The sequence below is a fragment of the Plantibacter flavus genome, from assembly GCF_051487245.1.
Classification (GTDB): Bacteria; Actinomycetota; Actinomycetes; order Actinomycetales; family Microbacteriaceae; genus Plantibacter; species Plantibacter flavus_B.
The window spans coordinates 50,232-68,354 of the sequence record NZ_JAHVDH010000006.1 but is presented as its reverse complement, the minus strand read 5'-3'; the positions used below and the strand labels follow the sequence as shown (position 1 = coordinate 68,354).

General features: G+C 69.4%; 20 protein-coding genes. 13 read left to right on the top strand and 7 right to left on the bottom strand.

All coding sequences use genetic code 11. The annotated features are described in order from the left end of the window. Positions 1–93: 93 nt before the first annotated feature. Entirely contained in the window at positions 94–798 is a 705-nt protein-coding gene (locus KXS11_RS15780; protein ID WP_437386577.1) for a hypothetical protein, read from the top strand. Positions 799–839: 41 nt separating this feature from the next. Here KXS11_RS15780 and KXS11_RS15775 read toward each other — a convergent pair whose 3' ends face one another. Next, positions 840–1,769, bottom strand: coding sequence for a phosphoribosylaminoimidazolesuccinocarboxamide synthase (locus tag KXS11_RS15775; protein ID WP_437386576.1), 930 nt, complete (start codon positions 1,767–1,769; stop codon positions 840–842). Between the two features lie 74 nt (positions 1,770–1,843). Between KXS11_RS15775 and KXS11_RS15770 the strand changes: the two genes are divergently transcribed. Together KXS11_RS15770 and KXS11_RS15765 are read left to right on the top strand one after the other, a co-directional pair. Next, positions 1,844–2,482, top strand: a complete 639-nt coding sequence (locus tag KXS11_RS15770; RefSeq protein WP_437386575.1) for a PadR family transcriptional regulator — start codon at positions 1,844–1,846, stop codon at positions 2,480–2,482. Between the two features lie 119 nt (positions 2,483–2,601). Beyond that, positions 2,602–4,161, top strand: a complete 1,560-nt coding sequence (locus KXS11_RS15765) for a DHA2 family efflux MFS transporter permease subunit (RefSeq protein ID WP_437386574.1) — start codon at positions 2,602–2,604, stop codon at positions 4,159–4,161. 87 nt (positions 4,162–4,248) lie between these two features. On the opposite strand, the gene KXS11_RS15760 is transcribed toward KXS11_RS15765, so the two are convergent. Further along, the gene (locus KXS11_RS15760; protein WP_437386573.1) at positions 4,249–5,139 is read right to left on the bottom strand and encodes an alpha/beta fold hydrolase; all 891 of its coding nucleotides are present in this window, start codon (positions 5,137–5,139) and stop codon (positions 4,249–4,251) included. 7 nt (positions 5,140–5,146) lie between these two features. Then, the gene (purD, locus tag KXS11_RS15755; RefSeq protein WP_437386572.1) at positions 5,147–6,412 is read right to left on the bottom strand and encodes a phosphoribosylamine--glycine ligase; all 1,266 of its coding nucleotides are present in this window, start codon (positions 6,410–6,412) and stop codon (positions 5,147–5,149) included. Between the two features lie 85 nt (positions 6,413–6,497). On the opposite strand from purD, the gene KXS11_RS15750 reads away from it, so the two are divergent. From KXS11_RS15750 to KXS11_RS15740, 3 genes are all read left to right on the top strand, one after another. Further along, entirely contained in the window at positions 6,498–6,863 is a 366-nt protein-coding gene (locus tag KXS11_RS15750) for a sterol carrier family protein (protein ID WP_437386571.1), read from the top strand. 59 nt (positions 6,864–6,922) lie between these two features. Further along, positions 6,923–7,948 (top strand): glycosyltransferase family 2 protein, encoded by a 1,026-nt coding sequence (locus KXS11_RS15745; protein WP_437386570.1) that lies wholly within the window; start codon positions 6,923–6,925, stop codon positions 7,946–7,948. Between the two features lie 78 nt (positions 7,949–8,026). Then, positions 8,027–9,031 (top strand): NAD-dependent epimerase/dehydratase family protein, encoded by a 1,005-nt coding sequence (locus tag KXS11_RS15740; protein ID WP_437386569.1) that lies wholly within the window; start codon positions 8,027–8,029, stop codon positions 9,029–9,031. Between the two features lie 10 nt (positions 9,032–9,041). Here the strand turns inward: KXS11_RS15740 and zapE are convergent, their stop codons facing one another. Further along, on the bottom strand, positions 9,042–10,190 hold the full coding sequence (zapE, locus tag KXS11_RS15735; RefSeq protein ID WP_437386568.1) for a cell division protein ZapE: 1,149 nt from the start codon (positions 10,188–10,190) through the stop codon (positions 9,042–9,044). 84 nt (positions 10,191–10,274) lie between these two features. Here zapE and KXS11_RS15730 point away from each other — a divergent pair, with 84 nt between their 5' ends. Genes KXS11_RS15730 through purF form a run of 3 tightly spaced genes read left to right on the top strand, consistent with a single transcriptional unit; the run spans position 10,275 to position 13,413 of the window. Continuing rightward, positions 10,275–10,781, top strand: a complete 507-nt coding sequence (locus KXS11_RS15730; protein WP_437386567.1) for a hypothetical protein — start codon at positions 10,275–10,277, stop codon at positions 10,779–10,781. Then, positions 10,778–11,896: a phosphoribosylformylglycinamidine cyclo-ligase gene (gene purM / locus KXS11_RS15725; RefSeq protein ID WP_437386566.1), complete on the top strand. Its 1,119-nt coding sequence runs from the start codon at positions 10,778–10,780 to the stop codon at positions 11,894–11,896. Before KXS11_RS15730 ends, purM begins: the two co-directional genes overlap by 4 nt. 59 nt (positions 11,897–11,955) lie before the next feature. Continuing rightward, positions 11,956–13,413 carry an amidophosphoribosyltransferase gene (gene purF, locus KXS11_RS15720; RefSeq protein ID WP_437386565.1) on the top strand — a complete coding sequence of 486 codons (1,458 nt, stop codon included), beginning with the start codon at positions 11,956–11,958 and terminating at the stop codon, positions 13,411–13,413. A 217-nt stretch (positions 13,414–13,630) separates the two neighbouring features. Here purF and KXS11_RS15715 read toward each other — a convergent pair whose 3' ends face one another. Together KXS11_RS15715 and KXS11_RS15710 are read right to left on the bottom strand one after the other, a co-directional pair. Continuing rightward, positions 13,631–14,746, bottom strand: a complete 1,116-nt coding sequence (locus tag KXS11_RS15715) for a 2TM domain-containing protein (protein WP_437386564.1) — start codon at positions 14,744–14,746, stop codon at positions 13,631–13,633. A gap of 103 nt (positions 14,747–14,849) precedes the next feature. After that, on the bottom strand, positions 14,850–15,065 hold the full coding sequence (locus KXS11_RS15710) for a DUF3073 domain-containing protein (RefSeq protein WP_437386563.1): 216 nt from the start codon (positions 15,063–15,065) through the stop codon (positions 14,850–14,852). A 206-nt stretch (positions 15,066–15,271) separates the two neighbouring features. Here KXS11_RS15710 and KXS11_RS15705 point away from each other — a divergent pair, with 206 nt between their 5' ends. Genes KXS11_RS15705 through crcB form a run of 4 tightly spaced genes read left to right on the top strand, consistent with a single transcriptional unit; the run spans position 15,272 to position 17,241 of the window. Beyond that, positions 15,272–15,856, top strand: a complete 585-nt coding sequence (locus tag KXS11_RS15705; RefSeq protein ID WP_437386562.1) for an HhH-GPD-type base excision DNA repair protein — start codon at positions 15,272–15,274, stop codon at positions 15,854–15,856. A gap of 4 nt (positions 15,857–15,860) precedes the next feature. Beyond that, positions 15,861–16,391, top strand: coding sequence for a universal stress protein (locus KXS11_RS15700; protein ID WP_437386561.1), 531 nt, complete (start codon positions 15,861–15,863; stop codon positions 16,389–16,391). Then, positions 16,388–16,864 (top strand): fluoride efflux transporter FluC, encoded by a 477-nt coding sequence (locus tag KXS11_RS15695; protein ID WP_437386560.1) that lies wholly within the window; start codon positions 16,388–16,390, stop codon positions 16,862–16,864. The genes KXS11_RS15700 and KXS11_RS15695 overlap by 4 nt, the downstream gene beginning before the upstream one ends. Then, positions 16,861–17,241, top strand: a complete 381-nt coding sequence (crcB, locus tag KXS11_RS15690) for a fluoride efflux transporter CrcB (RefSeq protein ID WP_437386559.1) — start codon at positions 16,861–16,863, stop codon at positions 17,239–17,241. Before KXS11_RS15695 ends, crcB begins: the two co-directional genes overlap by 4 nt. A gap of 10 nt (positions 17,242–17,251) precedes the next feature. Here crcB and KXS11_RS15685 read toward each other — a convergent pair whose 3' ends face one another. After that, positions 17,252–18,010, bottom strand: a complete 759-nt coding sequence (locus KXS11_RS15685; protein WP_437386558.1) for a DeoR/GlpR family DNA-binding transcription regulator — start codon at positions 18,008–18,010, stop codon at positions 17,252–17,254. Positions 18,011–18,123: the final 113 nt, after the last annotated feature.

Here is an 18,123-nt window from a genome sequence, read left to right as displayed (position 1 = left end):
CGGGGGCCAGCACGCCGGGAACCCCGCGGAATCGAGGCGATCTGGCGAAGGAATTTCCGCCGAAACACCCTCCTTGTGGGATATCCTCGGGCCATGACGGTCACGACTCGCCACCCAGGTGTGGTCCGTGTGGGTGGCCGCCTCATGGTCGTCGATCCGTTCGCCGACCGAGGCACGCTCACCGAGGGGCAACAGCGCGTGCTTCGGCTGCGTCGCAGGATCACCATCCTGCTCGGCGGCTTCCTGCTCGTCGCCGGATTCATCGCCGGCGCGCTGATCGGCGTGCTCGTCGAGTGGGCGCTCGGTCGCGTGAAGTCCCCCGGCGTCTCGCTGCCCGGCCTCGACGCCGACTGGGTGCCCGGTTTCGACGTCGTCGGCTCGGTCGTCGGCGTCATCGCAGCTGTGGTCTTCCTGCTCGTGTCGGCCGAGCGACGGAAACGTCGCCGCAGTCTCGACGGAGGCCACCAGCCGTCGCGCTGGATCGACCCGTTGAACGACCACTTGGTCGGGCTGAGCGACGACGTGTCGTGGACGTCGCTCTGGACGCTCACGCGCATGTATGCCGCCGCTGAGCGTGCCCAGCGTGAACTCGTGCAGCTGAGCGCCGCGAGGGGTGCGGTGGGTGACGAGGACGAGTGCGATCTCGCGGAGGCCCGCTTCGCGGCAGCCGATGCTCGGGAGGGTCTCGAGAAGACTGCCCAGATCATGGGTATCCGGGTGCCGGAAGGGCCGCTGCCGGATGCGCAGGCGATCCTCGCGGGAACTGCGCGTCAGCGCGCCAAGCGTCGGTCCCTCTGACGCGCCGCGTCGTTTACGACGCGGCGTCGCCGTGCCCGACCTCAGCTGGTGAGGCGTTCGAGCAGTTCGCGATACCGCGCCGCAGTCTGCGTCACGATCTCGGACGGCAGCGTCGGTGGAGCGGGCGTCGCGTCGTCGGCCTGATCCCAGTTGCGTGCAAGCCAGTCGCGGACGATCTGCTTGTCGAAGCTCGCCATGCGCTCCGCGTCGCTGCCCCCTGTGAGGTAGACGTCGCGGTCCCAATACCTGCTGGAGTCTGAGGTCAGGACCTCGTCACCGAGCGTGATGACGCCCGTCGCGGGGTTCCGACCGAACTCGAACTTCGTGTCGGCGAGGATCACGCCGTGGCGCTCCGCGGTGGCGGAGGCCGTGGCGTAGATGCTCAGCGAGAGGTCTTTCAAGGCGACGGCGTCGTCCTCGCCGATGAGCTCCATCATGCGGCCGAAGGAGATGTTCTCGTCGTGCTCGCCGAGTGGTGCCTTGTAAGCGGGGGTGAAGAGCGGCTCGGGGAGGCGGTCGCCGTCGCGGAGGCCTGCGGGCAGCGGGATGCCGCACACGGTGCGGTTCGCGACGTACTCCTTCCAGCCGGAGCCCGTGAGGTAGCCGCGCACGACGCATTCGACGGGGAACATGTCGAGCTTCCGGACGAGCATCGCGCGACCGGCGAACTCGGCGGGGATGCTCTCGACGACAGTGCCGGTCGCGTCGAGTTCGTGGTCGGGGATCAGGTGGTTCGGAACGTCGCGGAGTTGGTCGAACCACCAGAGGCTGAGGCTCGTGAGCAGTTCACCTTTGCCGGGGATGCCGGGTTCGAGCACGTGGTCGAAGGCGCTCACCCGGTCGCTCGCGACGACGAGGAGGCGGTCGTCCGGTCCGGTGGTCGGCTCGTACAGGTCGCGGACCTTGCCCGAGTAGACGTGGTTCCAGGCGTTGGTCTCCGTGGGTGCGTTCACCGCACCATTATCGTCCATTCTCGGCTTGCGTCCGATGCTCCCGGGGCGTATATTCCATGTGGAATAGTTCGCATGGAGTGAGTGGAGGATGCATGAAACGGGTCAAGCCGCTCGGCATGCTCGGCATCGCCGCACTCGGCTACCTCGCCGAGCGTCCCATGCACCCGTACGAGATGTACCAGCTCGCGCTCCACCGCCAGGAGGACCGCGTCGTCAAGGTGAGCCCCGGGTCGCTCTACCGGGCCGTCTACGGGCTCGAGGCCGAGGGGCTGGTACGTGCCTCCGGTACCGACCGCGAGGGCGCACGGCCCGAACGGACCACCTTCGAGATCACCGACTCCGGCAGGCACCGACTCGGCGAACGACTCCGTGAACTCCTCAGTACCCCCTCCGATGAGTACCCCGAACTGGGCCTCGCCCTGTCCGAGGCCCACGAACTCGGTGCCGAGGAGGTGCGGCTGCTCCTCGAAACCCGCATCCTTCGCCAGCGAGCCGAACTCGCCGACATCGACCGCCGCATGACGTGGGCGATCGACCGCGAGATCCCGCGCGTGTACTGGATCAACGTCCCGTACACGGCCGACATGCTCCGCGCCGAGATCGCTCACCTCGAGTCCCTCGTCGACGAGATCACCAGTGGAACGCTCGCCTGGCATGTGCCGGGCACCAGGGCTCCGCTCCACGAGCAGGCCGCGACTCCACCGGCACCGACCGTCGTCTCCTCCAGCTGAACCACCAGCCTGACCCACCAGCCTGACCCACGAGGACGTCGCGCCTGTCGCTGAGGGCCCGTCGTCCGCCCGCCTCCGCGACCGCCGTCGCGCTCCACCCCACGTTCAGAAAGGACATCATGTCCGCCACCACCCCGCCGCCACCCACCGGCGCCCCGGCATCCCAGAGCGCTCCGACGCCCGAGAAGGGCGCTGTGCGGCCCTGGCCCGCGCTCTGGTCGCTCGTCATCGGCTTCTTCATGATCCTCATCGACACGACCATCGTGTCGGTGGCCAACCCTGCGATCATGCGGGGCCTCGACACCGACATCAACAACGTCATCTGGGTCACGAGCGCCTACCTGCTCGCCTACGCGGTGCCGTTGCTCATCACCGGCCGCCTCGGCGACCGCTTCGGTCCGAAGAACCTCTACCTCATCGGGCTCGTGATCTTCACGCTCGCCTCCCTCTGGTGCGGGCTCTCGGGCACGATCGAGATGCTCATCGTCGCTCGCGTCGTGCAGGGCATCGGCGCCGCCCTGATGACGCCGCAGACCATGGCCGTCATCACCCGTATCTTCCCGCCGGACCGCCGCGGCGCAGCGATGGGGCTCTGGGGCGCGACTGCTGGCGTCGCGACCCTCGTCGGCCCGATCCTCGGTGGCGTGCTCGTCGACGGCTTCGGGTGGGAGTGGATCTTCTTCATCAACGTGCCCATCGGCATCGTCGGGTTCATCATGGTCGTCCGGAACGTCCCGTCCCTCGCCACGCACCCGCACCGCTTCGACATCCTCGGCGTCGTGCTGAGCGGCGTCGGGATGTTCCTGCTCGTGTTCGGCATCCAGGAGGGGCAGAGCTACGACTGGGGCACCATCACCGGACCCGTCACGGTCTGGGGGCTCATCATCGCCGGAATCGTGGTGCTCGCGCTCTTCGTCGTCTGGCAGGCCGTCACGAAGAGCGAACCGCTCCTGCCTCTGGCGCTGTTCCGCGACCGCAACTTCTCGGTCGGCAACCTCGCGATCTCCACGATCGGCTTCACCATCACGAGCATGTCGCTGCCGCTCGTGTTCTTCTACCAGACCGTGCGCGGGCTCACCCCGACGCAGTCGGCCCTCATGCTCGTCCCCATGGCCGTGCTGTCCGCAGCGCTCGCGCCGGTCGTGGGCCGCGCGATCGACCGGGTCAACCCGAAGTGGTTCGCGCTCGCCGGACTCGTCCTGCTGTCGGCCTCACTCGGGTGGTACTCGATCCTCCTCACGCCGGATCAGCCGATCCTCATGCTGCTCCTGCCGAGCGCCGTGCTCGGCCTCGCGAACGGCTTCATGTGGGGGCCTGTCTCCAACCTCACCACTCGCGGGCTTCCCCAGCACCAGGCTGGAGCCGGATCGGGCGTGTTCAACACGACGCGCCAGATCGGCGCAGTGCTCGGCAGTGCGGCGATCGCCGCACTCATCCAGTCGCGTCTCGCAGCGGAGCTCCCGGCCGCTCCCGGCGGTGCGAGTGCGGGTGTCAGCGAGGTGACGGGTGGAGAGCTGCCCGAGTTCCTCCACGCGGGCTTCACCACGGCGATGTCGCAGTCGCTGCTGCTCCCGGCTGCGCTCGCGCTCGTCGGCGCCGTGATCGTGCTGTTCTTCCAGAAGCCGAAGGCGGCAGCCTGGGCGTCCCCGGAGACGCGTCAGAGCCAGACGGCCGCCTGACGCGACAGCAGGAGAACCGCGCGAGGGCGGGACGCTTCTTCGGAACGCGTCCTGCCCTCGCGCGGTTCTCCTGCGCTCAGCGGTCCGTCAGCGCGCTGGGAAGAACGGGTTGATCGCAGCGCAGAACGATGCCGGTGCTTCGACCCACGGGTAGTGGCCGCAGTCGTCGAGCACGACCGCCTGCCCGAGCGGGAACCGCTTCGCGAGGGCGACGACGGGAGCGAGGCCGGTCAGCCCGTCCTCCGCGCCGGCGATGACGAGGACCGGCGCGGACAGCGTGCGCAGTGCATCCCTGATGTCCTCGACCTCGTCGGTCGACGGCGTGTGCACGAAGCCGTCTTGGGCGTTCGGGTACCAGTCGCCGAGCGCCTCGTGTTCGCGCGCGGTGTCGTTCCACTCCGCCCAGCTGATCGGCGCGACGAAGGGGAACTGCAGGTTGCCCGACGCCGAGTCCGGCGCGGCGAGCAACTTCGGTAGCGCCTCGAGGAAGGCCGGGTACCACTCGTCCGCCGCGTGCCTGGCGATGATCTCGGCGGTGTCGTCGTCGGCGTCCACGAGCCAGGTGGCCGGCGGGGTGATGAGACACAGCCGGTCGAGCCGATCTGGATGGCGGGCGGCGTAGCTGATCGCCACGCGCGTGCCCGCGGAGTGCGCCAGCAGTTCGATGCGCTCGGCCTCGAGATGACGCCGCAGCGCTTCGACGTCGTCGGCGAGGGCGGGCCAGGCGGCGGCTCGGGCTCCTGCCGCCGTGTCCGGGCCGTCCTCCGAATCGCCCACGCCTCGCTGATGGAGCACGACGAGCCGTCGCCGCGCGCTCAGACCGGCGAGGTCGCCGAGGTATCTGGGATGCCTGGCTGGACCGCCGCCCAGCACGACGAGTGTCGGCAGCGCGTCGGAGCCGTACACGTCCGCCCGCAGGCGGGTGCCGTCGTGACTGGTGAAGACGAGTACGCCGGACCGCTCGGGAACGGTGTCCATCCGTCGTTCAGCTGACGCGGGCAGCGATGTCGGTGCGGTACTGGCCGCCCTCGAGCTCGATGCGCGACAGGGCTTCGTACGCGCGGCTGCGAGCCTCGGCGAAGGTGGTGCCGAGGGCGACGACGTTGAGCACCCGACCGCCGGTGGCGACGAGGCCGCCGTCGACGTCGGCTGTGGCTGCGTGGACGACGTGCACGCCTTCCACGGCGACCGCGGCGTCGAGGCCCGTGATCGACCGTCCGGTGACCGGGGTCTCCGGGTAGTTCTGGCTTGCGAGGACGACGGTCACCGCACTCGCCTCCGCGAAGGCCGGACGCGGCTGCTGGGCGAGGGTGCCGGTGGCGGAGCCGTACAGCAGCGCGGACAGCGGCGTGAGGAGGCGGGGGAGGACGACCTGCGTCTCCGGGTCGCCGAACCGGGCGTTGAACTCGATGACGCGGATACCGCGCTCGGTGAGGATGAGACCGGCGTAGAGCAGCCCTTGGAACGGGTTGCCCTCAGACGCCAGCTGTCGGACGACCGGGATCGCGACCGTTTCGAGGACCTCGTCGACGAACGCCGTCTCGCTGCCGAACCCGTTGTCGAGCCAGGGGAGCGGCGAGTACGCCCCCATACCGCCGGTGTTCGGGCCGGCGTCGCCGTCGAGGAGACGCTTGTAGTCCTGAGCGGGTGCGAGGGGGAGCACCGTCTCTCCGTCGGTGATGAAGAAGAGGGAGACCTCCTGACCGGCGAGGAACTCCTCGATGAGGACACCGCCGTAGCCGAGCCAGTAGCTCGCGTGCCCGATGGCCGCCTCGCGGTCGGGTGTCACGAGCACACCCTTGCCTGCGGCCAAGCCGTCGGCCTTGACGACGTACGGGGCACCGAACTCGTCGAGCGCGGCCACGGCTGCATCGAGGTCCTCGGCACGGACGGCGCGACCCGTCGGGACACCTGCCTCGTCCATGATGCGCTTGGCGAACGACTTCGAGCCCTCGAGGGCGGCCGCCGAGCGGTTCGGGCCGAACACCGGGATGCCCGCTGCGCGGAGCTTGTCCGCGACGCCGGCGACGAGTGGTGCCTCCGGTCCGATGACGACGAGGTCGACCGCCTCGTCGCGGGCGAAGTCGCGCACGATCGAGGGGTTCTCCTGGTCGAGACCGACCACGGTGACCTCGCCGGCGATGCCGGCGTTGCCGGGCGCGGCGATGATGTGGTGCCCGGCCTCCTCGGAGAGGAGAGCCTTGATGATGGCGTGCTCGCGGGCACCGGAACCGAGGACGAGGATCTTCACGTCGTCTAGCTTAAGGTGCATCGGCCGGGCACGGATCGCGGATGTCGTCGCGTCCGCCTCGCACCGCCGTACTAGCCTCGGTGTCATGGCCAGACCCCGGATCACGGATGCTGTGGGACGCGCAGCCCTCGCTCAGGCGCTCGGTGAGACCCCGGCGTCGCGCACCGAGACGGCGACCGCTGTGCGCTACCTCCTCGAGCTGCTCGTCGAGCGCGCTCCGGGCAACACCGTGGAGGTGCGGGTGCCGCCGTTCGGTGCCGTGCAGTGCATCGAGGGGCCGCGCCACACCCGGGGGACGCCGCCGAACGTCATCGAGATGGATGCGGCGACGTGGCTCGCCCTCGCCTCCGGGCGCATCGACTGGGACGCCGCGATGGCCGGTGGCACCGTGCACGCCTCGGGGCAGCGCGCCGACCTGACGGGGCTCGTGCCCCTGCTGCTGCCCCGCTGACCGGCGCCCGCCCGCCGGCGATCAGGCGTGGTGCAGCACCCTCCGGGTACATTGGTGCCGTGACCTCCAGCAACGAGACCTCAGCCGCGCAGTCGCCCGACACCCCGGAGGAGACGACGCTCGACGCGACGATCGTCATCCCGACCTACAACGGCGAGATGTACCTCGAGCAGATCCTGACGGCGATCGAGGGTCAGGACTACGACGGCACCTTCGAGACGCTCGTCATCGACTCCGGTTCGACCGATCGCACCCTCGACATCGTCGCAGCGCACCCGGAGGTCCGCCTCCACGTCATCCCGAACAGCGAGTTCGGTCACGGTCGCACGAGGCAGCTCGCAGCGAGGCTCGCCCGCGGCAAGTACGTCGCCTACCTGACGCACGACGCCATCCCCGGTGACTCCCGTTGGCTGCACGAGATCACCGCGCCGCTCGACCCGGACGGCATGGACGTCGTCGCGGTCATGGGCAAGCAGATCGCGCGTCCCACCTGCTTCCCGTTGCTGAAGTACGAGATCCACGACGTCTTCCGCAACTTCGGCCCCGACTTCGGCACGACCGTGTTCGCGAACGACGGCTTCGCGGACGGCGACGGTGGCCTGCTCGACGCGCTCGCGTTCTACTCCGACGTCAACTCGGCCACCCGTCGTGAGCTGCTGCTCGGCGACATCCCCTACCGGGACCTCCCGTACTCGGAGGACATGGCGTTCGGGGCGGACATCATCGCGGCAGGCCTCCGCAAGGCGTACGCCCCCCGTGGCTGGGTCGTCCACTCCAACGACCTCACGCGCGACGAGTACCGCAAGCGCATCTTCGACGAGACGACGGCCCTGCGTCGCATCGGCAAGCCCGTCGCCCGGCTCCGGCGCTCCCGACAGATCGCGTACACGGCCGTCGGTGCCCTGCGCGACGCGAAGCGCATCGTCCGAGACCGGCAGTACGGATGGAAACGACGCGCCTACTGGTTCGTCGTGAACCCCACATATCACGCGGCGAAGTGGAGCAGCTACTACGTCGCGTCCCGTGTCGACCTGAACGACGAGGCCGCCATGCGGGCAGGGTCCTTGGAACACAGCCGCAAGTAGTGCCGGCGGCAGAGCTCCTCCCTCTGCCCGTGGCGAAACGGTCTGGTGTTCCTCAGCCGGGTGGGCTGTGATGGACGCATGAGCACGAACAGGGTCCTGGTCCTCGGCGGCACTGAGTTCGTCGGCCGCGCGGTCGTCGATGAAGCGGTCGCTGCAGGCTGGGAGGTGACCGTCTTCAACCGTGGGACGAGTCGCGCGGCGCCCGCAGGCGGCGTGCGCGTGCTGCACGGCGACCGCACGCTTCCCGGCGGCCTGGACGCGCTGCGGGTGGGGACGTGGGACGTCGTCGTCGACACCTGGTCGTGGGCGCCGACGGCCGTGCGCGAGACCGCCGTGCTGCTGGCCGACCGCGTCGCTCGCTACGTGTACGTCTCGAGTCGTTCCGTCTACCGCTACCCGACGGCGGCGGGTGCCGCCGAGGACGCGGGACTCGTCGACGGTGCGGCGACGGATCGGGTCTTCGACGACTACGCGCGCGCCAAGCGCGGCGGCGAGCTCGCGGCGATCGAGGGCTTCGGCGACCGGGCCGTGCTCGCCCGTGCGGGGCTCATCCTCGGCCCGCACGAGAACATCGGCCGGCTCCCGTGGTGGCTCGGCCGGATCGCCGAGGGCGGCGAAGTGCTCGCACCCGGTGCGGCGACGGATCCCATCCAGTACATCGACGCGCGCGATCTCGCCGCGTTCCTCCTCACCGCGGGTTCGATCGGCGCGAGCGGTCCGTTCAACGTCGTCGGCGAGCGCGGCGCCGTCTCGCTGGGAGACCTGCTCGAGGCGTGCATCGCCGCCACTGGCTCGGATGCCACCCTGCGCTGGATCGACCAGGACCGGGTCCTCGCCGCCGGGGTCGAACCGTGGACGCAGTTGCCGGTGTGGCTGCCGACCGGTGAGGCCGCCGACGCGATGCATCACGGCGACGTCTCGCGGGCGATCGACGCCGGCCTGCAGCGGCGGTCGGTGACCGAGACGGTCGCCGACACCTGGAGCTGGTTGCAGTCGATCGGCGGCGTCGCCCCGCAGCGTGCGGATCGGCCGGCCCTCGGCCTCGACCGCGACGTCGAACGGGCGCTCCTCGCCGGGAGCTGAGTCCCCGGCGTCAGCCGACGGTGCGCAGCAGAGCCAGCCGACTCCGGGTGCGGAACGCGTCGCGGGCGAAGCCCCCGCGGCCGAGCGTCTCCGCCGTCATGAACGTCTCACGGTCGGTCGCGGCGATGACGTGCAGCTCGACATCGAGGTCGCACAGCGCGTCGATCAGGTGCACGAAGCGTGCGCGCGCCTCGCGGGTGAGATGCTCGGGCGCAGGAAGGGCGTCGAGCACCCAGCGGTCGTACTCGGCCGCCCAGGCCAGATAGTCGCCCACGGAGGTCGGTCGCTCCAGGAGTTCCGCGCTGGTGAACCACAGCACGCCACCGCGCGCGGCGGACGCCCGGAACTCGTGCCCGCTGATCGCCATGGTCACCGCGTCGGCGGCATCGGGGCGGGGGAGTCCCAAGTCCGCGAGCTCGTCGTCGGCCTCCTGGCCGGTGAGCATCCAGGTCCCGCGGGAGAACCCCTGACGCCGCTGCACAGCGGAGCTGCGCCGGTGGTCGGTGTCGCCGGCGAGCTCGACGACGGTCATGTTCGCCTCGATGACGGCGATACCCGGCTCGAAGATGTGATGGTAGACGGGATCGGGGAGGAGCCCGCTCGGCGGGTAGTTCGAACTCGTGATGAGCGACACGTCGCGGGAGAACAGCGCCTCCAGGAGCCGGATCATGAGCGTGCCGTCGCCCGGATCGTGGACGTGGAACTCGTCGAAGAGCACGAGGTCGACCTCGTCGAGGAGATCCTCCACGGCCCGGTCGACCGCGTTCGCGACCGCGCCAGCGGCAGCCCGCGCGCCGGCACCCGGTTCACCGGTCGCCCGTGCCGCCTCGGCCGCCGCGGTCCGGTGTTCGTGGATCGAGCGGTGCAGCGCACGGAAGAAGGAGTGGAAGTGCACCCGACGCTTGCGCTCGGTCGGCAGCGCCTGGAAGTACGCGTCGAGCAACCAGGTCTTGCCGCGACCTGCGGCACCCCACAGGTACAGATGCGCCGGAACGGACGCCTCGCCGACCGCGAGCGACCCGAGCCGTCGGGCCACCTCGAGCTGCTCGGGTTCGAGGTCGAAACCGGCGTCATCCGCCGCCTGCCGCATCGCCTCGACCAGCTCGTCCGCGCTCACCGGAGCGGTCTCCATCTCCACCTCGTCCGACGTCACGTCCACCGCTCGATCGTACCCGGCGCATGGTTGGGGGCGTCCGTTCACCGGCGGTTCACGACGCTCAGCATCGTGAGGGAGAATAGAGCCATGACAGACGCCACCGGGCAGCCAGCACCGGAAGCACAGCACCCGATCGACCCGACGCCGACGACCTCGCCGGACGCCGCCACTGTGGCCTCCCCGACTGAGGCACCCGACACCGAGATCGCGACCGTGTACTCCTCCGGCACGGTCTCCGTCCGGCGCTCTCCGCGGTACTGGCGGTTCCTCGTGATCGGCGTCGTCGTCGGCATCATCGCGGCGCTCGTGCTCACCTTCGCCTTCCCGGCCAACCCCGACTTCTCGCTCACCCAGGTCTTCGGATTCCTCCTGCTCGTGTGCGGCGTCGTGTTCGGGGCGCTCGCCCTCTGGATCGGCTTGCTCATCGACCGCTCGATGACGAAGCGGATGAAGGTTGTCGCAGCGGATAGAGTTGACGTGCATTCAGCCGGCACCGTGCAGGCGTCCGCGGAACCCGCAGCATCGGCGTCCGCTGAGCCAGACGAGTCCGGCCCCCAGCATCCACCCACCGCAGAACGCTCAGGACGGTCATGACCTCATCCACCAGCTACCGGGAAGCGGGCGTCGACACCGCCGCCGGTGACCGTGCCGTCGACCTCATGAAGGCGGCCGTCGCGAAGACGCACGGCCCGGAGGTCTTCGGCGGATTCGGCGGGTTCGCCGGTCTGTTCGACGCCTCGGCCCTCACCTCCTTCCGTCGTCCGCTGCTCGCGACCTCGACCGACGGCGTCGGCACGAAGGTGGCCATCGCGCAGGCGATCGACAAGCACGACACCATCGGCCAGGACCTCGTGGGCATGGTCGTCGACGACATCGTCGTGGTCGGCGCGAAGCCGCTCTTCATGACCGACTACATCGCCTGCGGCAAGGTCCATCCCGAGCGCATCGCCTCGATCGTCGCCGGTATCGCCCGCGCGTGCTCCGACACCGGGACGGCCCTCATCGGCGGCGAGACCGCGGAGCACCCCGGTCTCCTCGGTGTCGACGACTACGACGTCGCCGGTGCCTGCACAGGTGCTGTCGAGGCCGATGCGATCCTCGGCGAGCACCGCGTGGAGGACGGCGACGTCATCCTCGCCCTCGCCTCGTCCGGCCTCCACTCCAACGGGTTCTCGCTCGTCCGTCACATCCTCACGCAGGCGGGCATCGGCTACGGCGACCGCAGCGAGGAGCTCGGCACCACCTTCGGCGAGGCGCTCCTCGAGCCGACCCGCCTGTACACGCTGCCGCTGCTGCGTCTGCTCGACAAGCCGGCCTTCGCCGGCGCGGTGCACTCCCTCAGCCACGTCACCGGTGGCGGCATCGCCGCGAACCTCGCCCGTGTGCTGCCCAAGGGTTCCTGGGCCGAGGTCGACCGCTCCACCTGGAGCCCCGCCCCCGTGTTCCGCACGCTGAGCGAGCTCGCCGGATCCTCGCTCGAGTCGAGCGAGGGCACCTGGAACCTCGGTGTCGGTTTCTTCGCCGTCGTCGCACCGTCGGTGGCCGCCGGAATCACCGCGGCTCTCGAGGCGGATGGCATCGCCACCTGGCAGGTCGGCACTGTGCACCTCGGTGCCGAGGCCGCCGCGCACGACCTCACGGGCTTCGAACAGGGTGCGAAGGGGGTCGACGGCGGCGCCGTCCGCCTCGTCGGCACCTACCGCGACTAACCTCCACGCCCCCTTCCTTCGTCAGTCCCCCGAGTACGAACCACAAGGAGTCCCCACGCATGTGCGGCATCGTCGGCATCGTTTCATCCGAGCCCGCAAACCAGCAGGTGTATGACAGCCTGCTGCTGCTGCAGCACCGGGGTCAGGACTCCACCGGGATCGCGACGGCCGACGGCAACACCTTCCACATGGTCAAGGCGAAGGGGCAGGTCCGTGAGGCGTTCCGCACCCGCGACATGCGCTCCCTCCTCGGCAACATGGGCCTCGGCCACGTCCGGTACGCGACGAAGGGCGATGCTGCCAACGAGAGCGAAGCGCAGCCGTTCTACGTGAACGCGCCCTACGGCATCACGCTCATCCACAACGGCAACCTCACCAACACGCGCGAGCTCAGCAAGGACCTGTTCCACGTCGACCGCCGGCACGTGAACTCCACGAGCGACACCGAGCTCCTGCTCAACGTGCTCGCGACGGAGCTGCAGGGTCAGATCAGCGGGCTCGACCTCGACCCCGACCAGGTCTTCAACGCCGTCGAACAGGTGCACGAGCGCGTCGAAGGGTCCTACGCGACGATCGCCTTGATCGCCGGCCACGGCCTGCTCGCCTTCCGCGACCCGTTCGGCATCCGCCCGCTCATCCTCGGTCGACGCCAGACCGGCATGGTCGGCAACGACTACATCGTCGCCTCGGAGTCGCTCGTCCTCGAGGCCGGCGGCTACGAGATCGTCCGCGAGATCGCCCCCGGCGAGGCGATCTTCATCACCGCCTCCGGTGAGCTGTACTCGCGTCAGTGTGCGAAGAACCCGCGCCTCGTCCCGTGCTCCTTCGAGTACGTCTACCTGGCTCGTCCCGACTCCGTGATGAACGGCATCTCGGTGTACGAGGCGCGACTGCGTCTCGGCAACCGTCTCGCCGACACCATCGCCGAGTACACGCCCATGGGAGACATCGACGTCGTCATGCCCATCCCGGATTCGTCGCGCCCGGCGGCCATGCAGGTCGCACAGAAGCTCGGCATCGAGTACCGCGAGGGCTTCTACAAGAACCGTTACGTGGGCCGCACCTTCATCATGCCCGGCCAGGCGCAGCGCAAGAAGAGCGTCCGTCAGAAGCTCAACGCGATGGGTTCGGAGTTCAAGGGCAAGAACATCCTCATCGTCGACGACTCGATCGTGCGTGGCACGACCTCGAAGGAGATCGTCGACATGGCGCGTGCCGCCGGGGCCAACAAGGTCACGTTCACCTCCGCGGCGCCGCCCGTCCGCTTCCCGCACGTCTACGGCATCAACATGCCGTCGCGTCAGGAACTCGTCGCGCACGGGAAGAAGATCCCCGACATCGCCCGCGAGTTGGGTGCCGACAACCTCATCTACCAGGAGGTCGCCGACATGAAGGCGGCCATCCTCGAGGGCTCCGGCATCTCGGAGCTCGAGATGAGCTGCTTCACCGGTGAGTACGTGACGGGCACCGTCACCCCCGAATACCTCGAATGGGTCGAGCGCTCGCAGCTCTCCTGAGCCGCGCCGACCAGACCATCGCGATCGCATCTCTCGCCTCGACTGAGGAACGCGCTGGGCGTACCGCGTCCTGATCCGGCGAGCCGCGCACGGCACCCTGGGGCCGTCATGCGCGAGGGAAACTGACCCCTGAGCCGCCGTGATGCGTATCGAGGCAGAACGATGACAGCGCGCGGGCCCCGAAGGGCCCGCGCGCTGTCAGGTGTTCCAGGCGGTGTTACTCCGGCGTGCCGGGCTCTGCTGCTGGAGCGACCGGTGCCGCAGGCGTCGTCTTCGGCTTCGTGGTGCGCGGCTTCGCGGGCGCCTTGGTGGCAGCGGGCTTGGCTGCCGTGCCAGCAGCGCTGGACGTGGCCGTGGAGCGCTTGGCGGGGGTCGTGCCGGTCTTCGCCGGGGCCTTCGCAGCCGTGGTCTTCGACGCGGACGTCTTGGACGGCGTGGCGGTCCCGGTGGTGGATGCGCGCGTGGAACTCGTCTTGCGGACCGTCGTGCCTGCAGTGCCGGCTGCAGCCGTGGTCGACTTCTTCGCGGTCGTCGAGCGGGTGCTCGTCTTGCGGGGTGCACTCACGGCTGCCGCGGGCGCAGGAGCCGACACCGACTCGGCAGGCGTCTCGCCCGAGAGCTTGGCTTCGGTCTCATCGGCTGCCGCAGTGACCGTCGCTGCGTCGCCGGCGGACGTCGATTCGAACACGATCGACTCGGCCGGCTCCGCCACGGCCCCGGACCCGTCGGTGGGAGCGTTCTCGGGCGCGGTGCCCGAGAAGACCGCCGCGAACTGCTCGGTCGGTGTCAGGGGTGCGGGTGCCTCCGCGGCAGCTGGGGCCGGGACGTCCGGTGCCGCGGTCGGCTGCGAGGGGACGGTGCCGTACTGCTGGGTGGGCTGCTGGTAGTCGGCGACCTGGCCGTAACCCGCGTGGTACTGGTTCGGGTCGTACGCCGGGACCTGGCCCGACTGGTAGAGGTTCGGGTCGTAGGCGCCCGTCTGGGGGGCGGGGTAGCCGCCGGCGTGCTGAGCGGGATCGTACACCGGCTGCGCCGCGGCGGCGCGGGCCGCAGCGCGCTGCTGCTGCTGGCCGACGAGTCGTGCGACCTCGGCGTCGATCGCGTCCTCGGTGATGTGCTTGGAGGGTCCGTACGCGTCGAGACCGATGAACAGTGCAGCGATGCCCATGCCGAAGATGGGCCAGATCGGCCAGAAGTAGCCCCAGGCGCCGGTGAGGAGCCAGATGACGATCAGGATCACGGAAACGACACCCCAGACGCCGAGGTATTGCTTGAAATCGTGCTGGGCCTTCAGGCGCTTCTTGGCGGCAGCGCGGAGTTCGTCGGTGTTCATCCGTCCAGGCTAGTCTTCGACTCCCCAGAACACCATTTAGCGTCGACTGTCGTCTACATCGGCAGCTGCGCGGAGGCAGCTGCCGACGGATACAGGCACCGGGCTATGCGCCCTTGGCCTCGCCATCGGCGTACTTCTCGGCGTATTCAGCCCACTTGGCGATCTCGTCGTCGTAGCTCTCGTCGACGCCGACGCTCGGGCGGTCGCCGGAGTGACCCGTGAGCTCGCGCTCGAGCGCGTTGTAGTTCACATCGGGGCTGAACGATTTGAGCTCACGTGCGATCTTCGTGTGCTTTGCCTTCTGACGGCCACGACCCATGCGAGACCCCCTCATGATTTTCTGACCGGGCGCGAATGGGGGCGTCCGGCGGCTTTCGCCTACCAGGGAACGATAAAGACTAGCGTTCAGCTTACCATGTCGCCCGTCGTCGGAGCGCTTGTCCGGCGCGAGCCGTGGCGGGGCTGAGTGGGGCGACCTGGACGCAAGGGCTGGGCCAGCGCACGGTGAGGTGCGACGATGGTGTCATGACCGGAACCCTGCACGTCACGGGAGATCCTCAAGCCGACGAACTGCTGTCGACCGACCCGCTCGCCCTGCTCATCGGCATGCTGCTCGACCAGCAGGTGCCCATGGAGACCGCCTTCGCCGGACCGCTCAAGATCCGCGAGCGCCTCGGATCGTTCGACGCCGCGAGCATCGCGCAGGAGGACCCTGAAGCGTTCGCCGCGATCTTCAAGACGAGTCCAGCGGTCCACCGCTTCCCGGGATCGATGGCCGAGCGGGTGCAGGGGCTGTGCACGGCGCTGACCGAGCACTGGGACGGCGATGCCGCCGCGATCTGGACCCGTGGCACCCCGGACGGCGCCGAGATCCTCCGACGGTTGCTGGCCCTGCCCGGCTTCGGTGCGCAGAAGGCGAAGATCTTCCTCGCGCTCCTCGGCAAGCAGTACGGGCTGACGGCCGACGGCTGGCGGGAGGCCTCGGCCCCCTACAGCGAAGACGGCAGTCTCCGCTCGGTGGCCGACATCGTCGACCCCGAGTCGCTCGCACAGGTCCGTGCAGCGAAACAGGCCGTCAAAGCGGCGGCGAAACGGGCGAAGGCCGGGTGAGCGCATGAGTACTGGGAATGGGAATCCGGCCACAGCGATCGTGGTGGGGGTCACCCCTCGCCAACCCGATGCGGTGCTGCTCGAAGCCGTGTCGTTCGCGAAGGCCTTCGACTGCCGTCTCGTGCTCGCCCACGTCGACGCGAGTCGGTTCGTGGTGGTGGAGAACGCCGACGGGACCGTCACCTCGCTGCCGTTCGACGCCGACCTCCACGACTTCGATCCGGAACCCGCCGACCCCGAGATGGAGGCGACGGCGCATCGCCTGCTCGACGATGCCGGGGTGCCGTGGGAGCTGACACAGCTCGCGGGGGATCCTGCCAGAGCGCTCGGGAGGCTGGCGGAATCGGTGTCGGCGCGAGCGGTCGTCGTCGGCACTCGCGAGCGCGGGTTGCGCAAGGGCATCCTCGAGTTCTTCAACGGATCGGTCGCCGCCGCGCTCGCGCATCGTCAAGCGCGTCCGGTGATCGTCGTTCCCCTCGCCCCCACCGCCGGCGACGACCCGCTCTGGGATGCGGCCCCGGGCGAACCACGGTGACGGCGGCGCCGGTCGGGCGGAAACCGCCGCATCTCCAGTTCTCGACCGTCGTCATGGTCGCGGTCGGTGGTGCACTCGGCACGGCGGCCCGCGAGGCGATCTCGCTCGCGACGCCGACGGTCGGTGGAGTGCCGGTCGCGATCCTCTGCATCAACGTGGCCGGTGCGTTCCTCCTGGGAGTGCTCCTCGAATCGCTCCTGCTGCGAGGTCCCGACGAGGGGCGGCGTCGATCCCTGCGACTCTTCCTCGGGACCGGGATCCTCGGCGGGTTCACCACCTACAGCGCCCTCGCGAGCGACAGCGGTGTGCTCCTGCTCGGCGGTGCTGCGCCCACCGGCATCGCCTACGCCCTGGGGACGGTCGTGCTCGGTGGGCTCGCCAGTTGGCTCGGCATCATCGCGGCCCGTCGTCTCCGTCCCCGTCCGGGTGCCGTCGACCCGGACCTGCCCGTCGAGGGTGGTGACGCACCGTGACGCCGCTCCTGTTCCTCGCCATCGCCGGTGCGGGCGGGCTCGGTGCCGCGGCTCGGTTCGTCCTCGACGGCGTCGTCCGCTCACGCCTCGGCGGCGCATACCCCTGGGGCACGACGATCATCAACGTCAGCGGCTCGCTGCTCCTCGGTTTCGTGACGGCACTCGCCCTCGGCGGCCTCGTCGACGAATCCTGGCGGCTCGTGCTGGGCGGAGGCTTCCTCGGCGGCTACACGACGTTCAGCACCGCCAGCATCGAGACCGTGCGCCTCCTCCACGACGGAAGGACCCGGGCAGGCCTCGCGAACGCGCTCGGCATGCTCGTCGCCTCGGTGCTGGCTGCGATCCTCGGCTACGGGCTCGGATCGGTGCTCAGCTAGCCGGTCGGGATCAGGCGACGATCACCTCGACACCGGACTCGCGGAGCGCTTCCAGCGTCTCGGAGGGTGCGGTGTCATCGGTGACGACGACATCGACGTCACGGAGGCTGCAGACGACGGACATCGCCGACCTCGTGAACTTCGCTCCCTCCGCGATCAGCACGATGCGGCGCCCGGCGCCGATCATCGCCTGTTTCGCGGCAGCGTCTTCGAGATCGTGGGCGGTGACGCCGTCAACGATCGAAGCACCACAACAGCTGAGGAAGACCGTGTCGAAGCGGAGCGCGCGCAGCGTCTGTTCGACCAGCGGGCCGACGATGGACCCTTCGTCGGGGTGGACGGAACCTCCCGGGAGGACGATCTGGGCGGTGGACGTGCCCGACAACGCCGTCAGCGCCTGAATGCTGAACGGCATGACGGTCAGGCGACGCTCGGCGAGGTGTCCGGCGAGGACGGCGGCGGTCGTCCCGCTGTCGACGCACACGGCCTCGCCGTCGACGAGGAGGGCCGCCGCCGCTGTCGCGATGCGATCCTTCGCGGCGGAGTGTTCGAGTCGGCGCATCGCATGGGGGAGTCCTTCCCCGCGCATCCGGACACTGACGGCGCCGCCACGCACCCTGCGGAGGACTCCTGCGCGGGCGAGCTCGTCGAGGTCGCGGCGCACCGTGACCTCCGTCACCGAGAAGGCCGACGCCACGTCGGTCACATCGACGCGACCGTGCACGTTGAGCGCTTCGAGGATGGCATCGTGTCTCGCGTTCGCGCTCATGCGACGAACATACCCGAAAATGATCGCAGTGCACATTTGCAATGTTCGTTCGAACATGTACGGTGTACGGACTGTTGCACCTTCCGATCCTCCTGGGGTCGGTGCGGTACCGA

What these genes read in the sequence shown, in the direction of transcription:
- KXS11_RS15780 (WP_437386577.1), top strand. Translation starts at nt 94, where the DNA reads ATGACGGTCACGACTCGCCACCCAGGTGTGGTCCGTGTGGGTGGCCGC.
- KXS11_RS15730 (WP_437386567.1), top strand. Translation starts at nt 10,275, where the DNA reads ATGACAGACGCCACCGGGCAGCCAGCACCGGAAGCACAGCACCCGATC.
- KXS11_RS15775 (WP_437386576.1), bottom strand. Translation starts at nt 1,769, where the DNA reads ATGGACGATAATGGTGCGGTGAACGCACCCACGGAGACCAACGCCTGG.
- KXS11_RS15700 (WP_437386561.1), top strand. Translation starts at nt 15,861, where the DNA reads ATGAGTACTGGGAATGGGAATCCGGCCACAGCGATCGTGGTGGGGGTC.
- KXS11_RS15705 (WP_437386562.1), top strand. Translation starts at nt 15,272, where the DNA reads ATGACCGGAACCCTGCACGTCACGGGAGATCCTCAAGCCGACGAACTG.
- KXS11_RS15765 (WP_437386574.1), top strand. Translation starts at nt 2,602, where the DNA reads ATGTCCGCCACCACCCCGCCGCCACCCACCGGCGCCCCGGCATCCCAG.
- KXS11_RS15750 (WP_437386571.1), top strand. Translation starts at nt 6,498, where the DNA reads ATGGCCAGACCCCGGATCACGGATGCTGTGGGACGCGCAGCCCTCGCT.
- purM (WP_437386566.1), top strand. Translation starts at nt 10,778, where the DNA reads ATGACCTCATCCACCAGCTACCGGGAAGCGGGCGTCGACACCGCCGCC.
- KXS11_RS15715 (WP_437386564.1), bottom strand. Translation starts at nt 14,746, where the DNA reads ATGAACACCGACGAACTCCGCGCTGCCGCCAAGAAGCGCCTGAAGGCC.
- KXS11_RS15770 (WP_437386575.1), top strand. Translation starts at nt 1,844, where the DNA reads ATGAAACGGGTCAAGCCGCTCGGCATGCTCGGCATCGCCGCACTCGGC.
- KXS11_RS15710 (WP_437386563.1), bottom strand. Translation starts at nt 15,065, where the DNA reads ATGGGTCGTGGCCGTCAGAAGGCAAAGCACACGAAGATCGCACGTGAG.
- KXS11_RS15760 (WP_437386573.1), bottom strand. Translation starts at nt 5,139, where the DNA reads ATGGACACCGTTCCCGAGCGGTCCGGCGTACTCGTCTTCACCAGTCAC.
- KXS11_RS15685 (WP_437386558.1), bottom strand. Translation starts at nt 18,010, where the DNA reads ATGAGCGCGAACGCGAGACACGATGCCATCCTCGAAGCGCTCAACGTG.
- KXS11_RS15740 (WP_437386569.1), top strand. Translation starts at nt 8,027, where the DNA reads ATGAGCACGAACAGGGTCCTGGTCCTCGGCGGCACTGAGTTCGTCGGC.
- purF (WP_437386565.1), top strand. Translation starts at nt 11,956, where the DNA reads ATGTGCGGCATCGTCGGCATCGTTTCATCCGAGCCCGCAAACCAGCAG.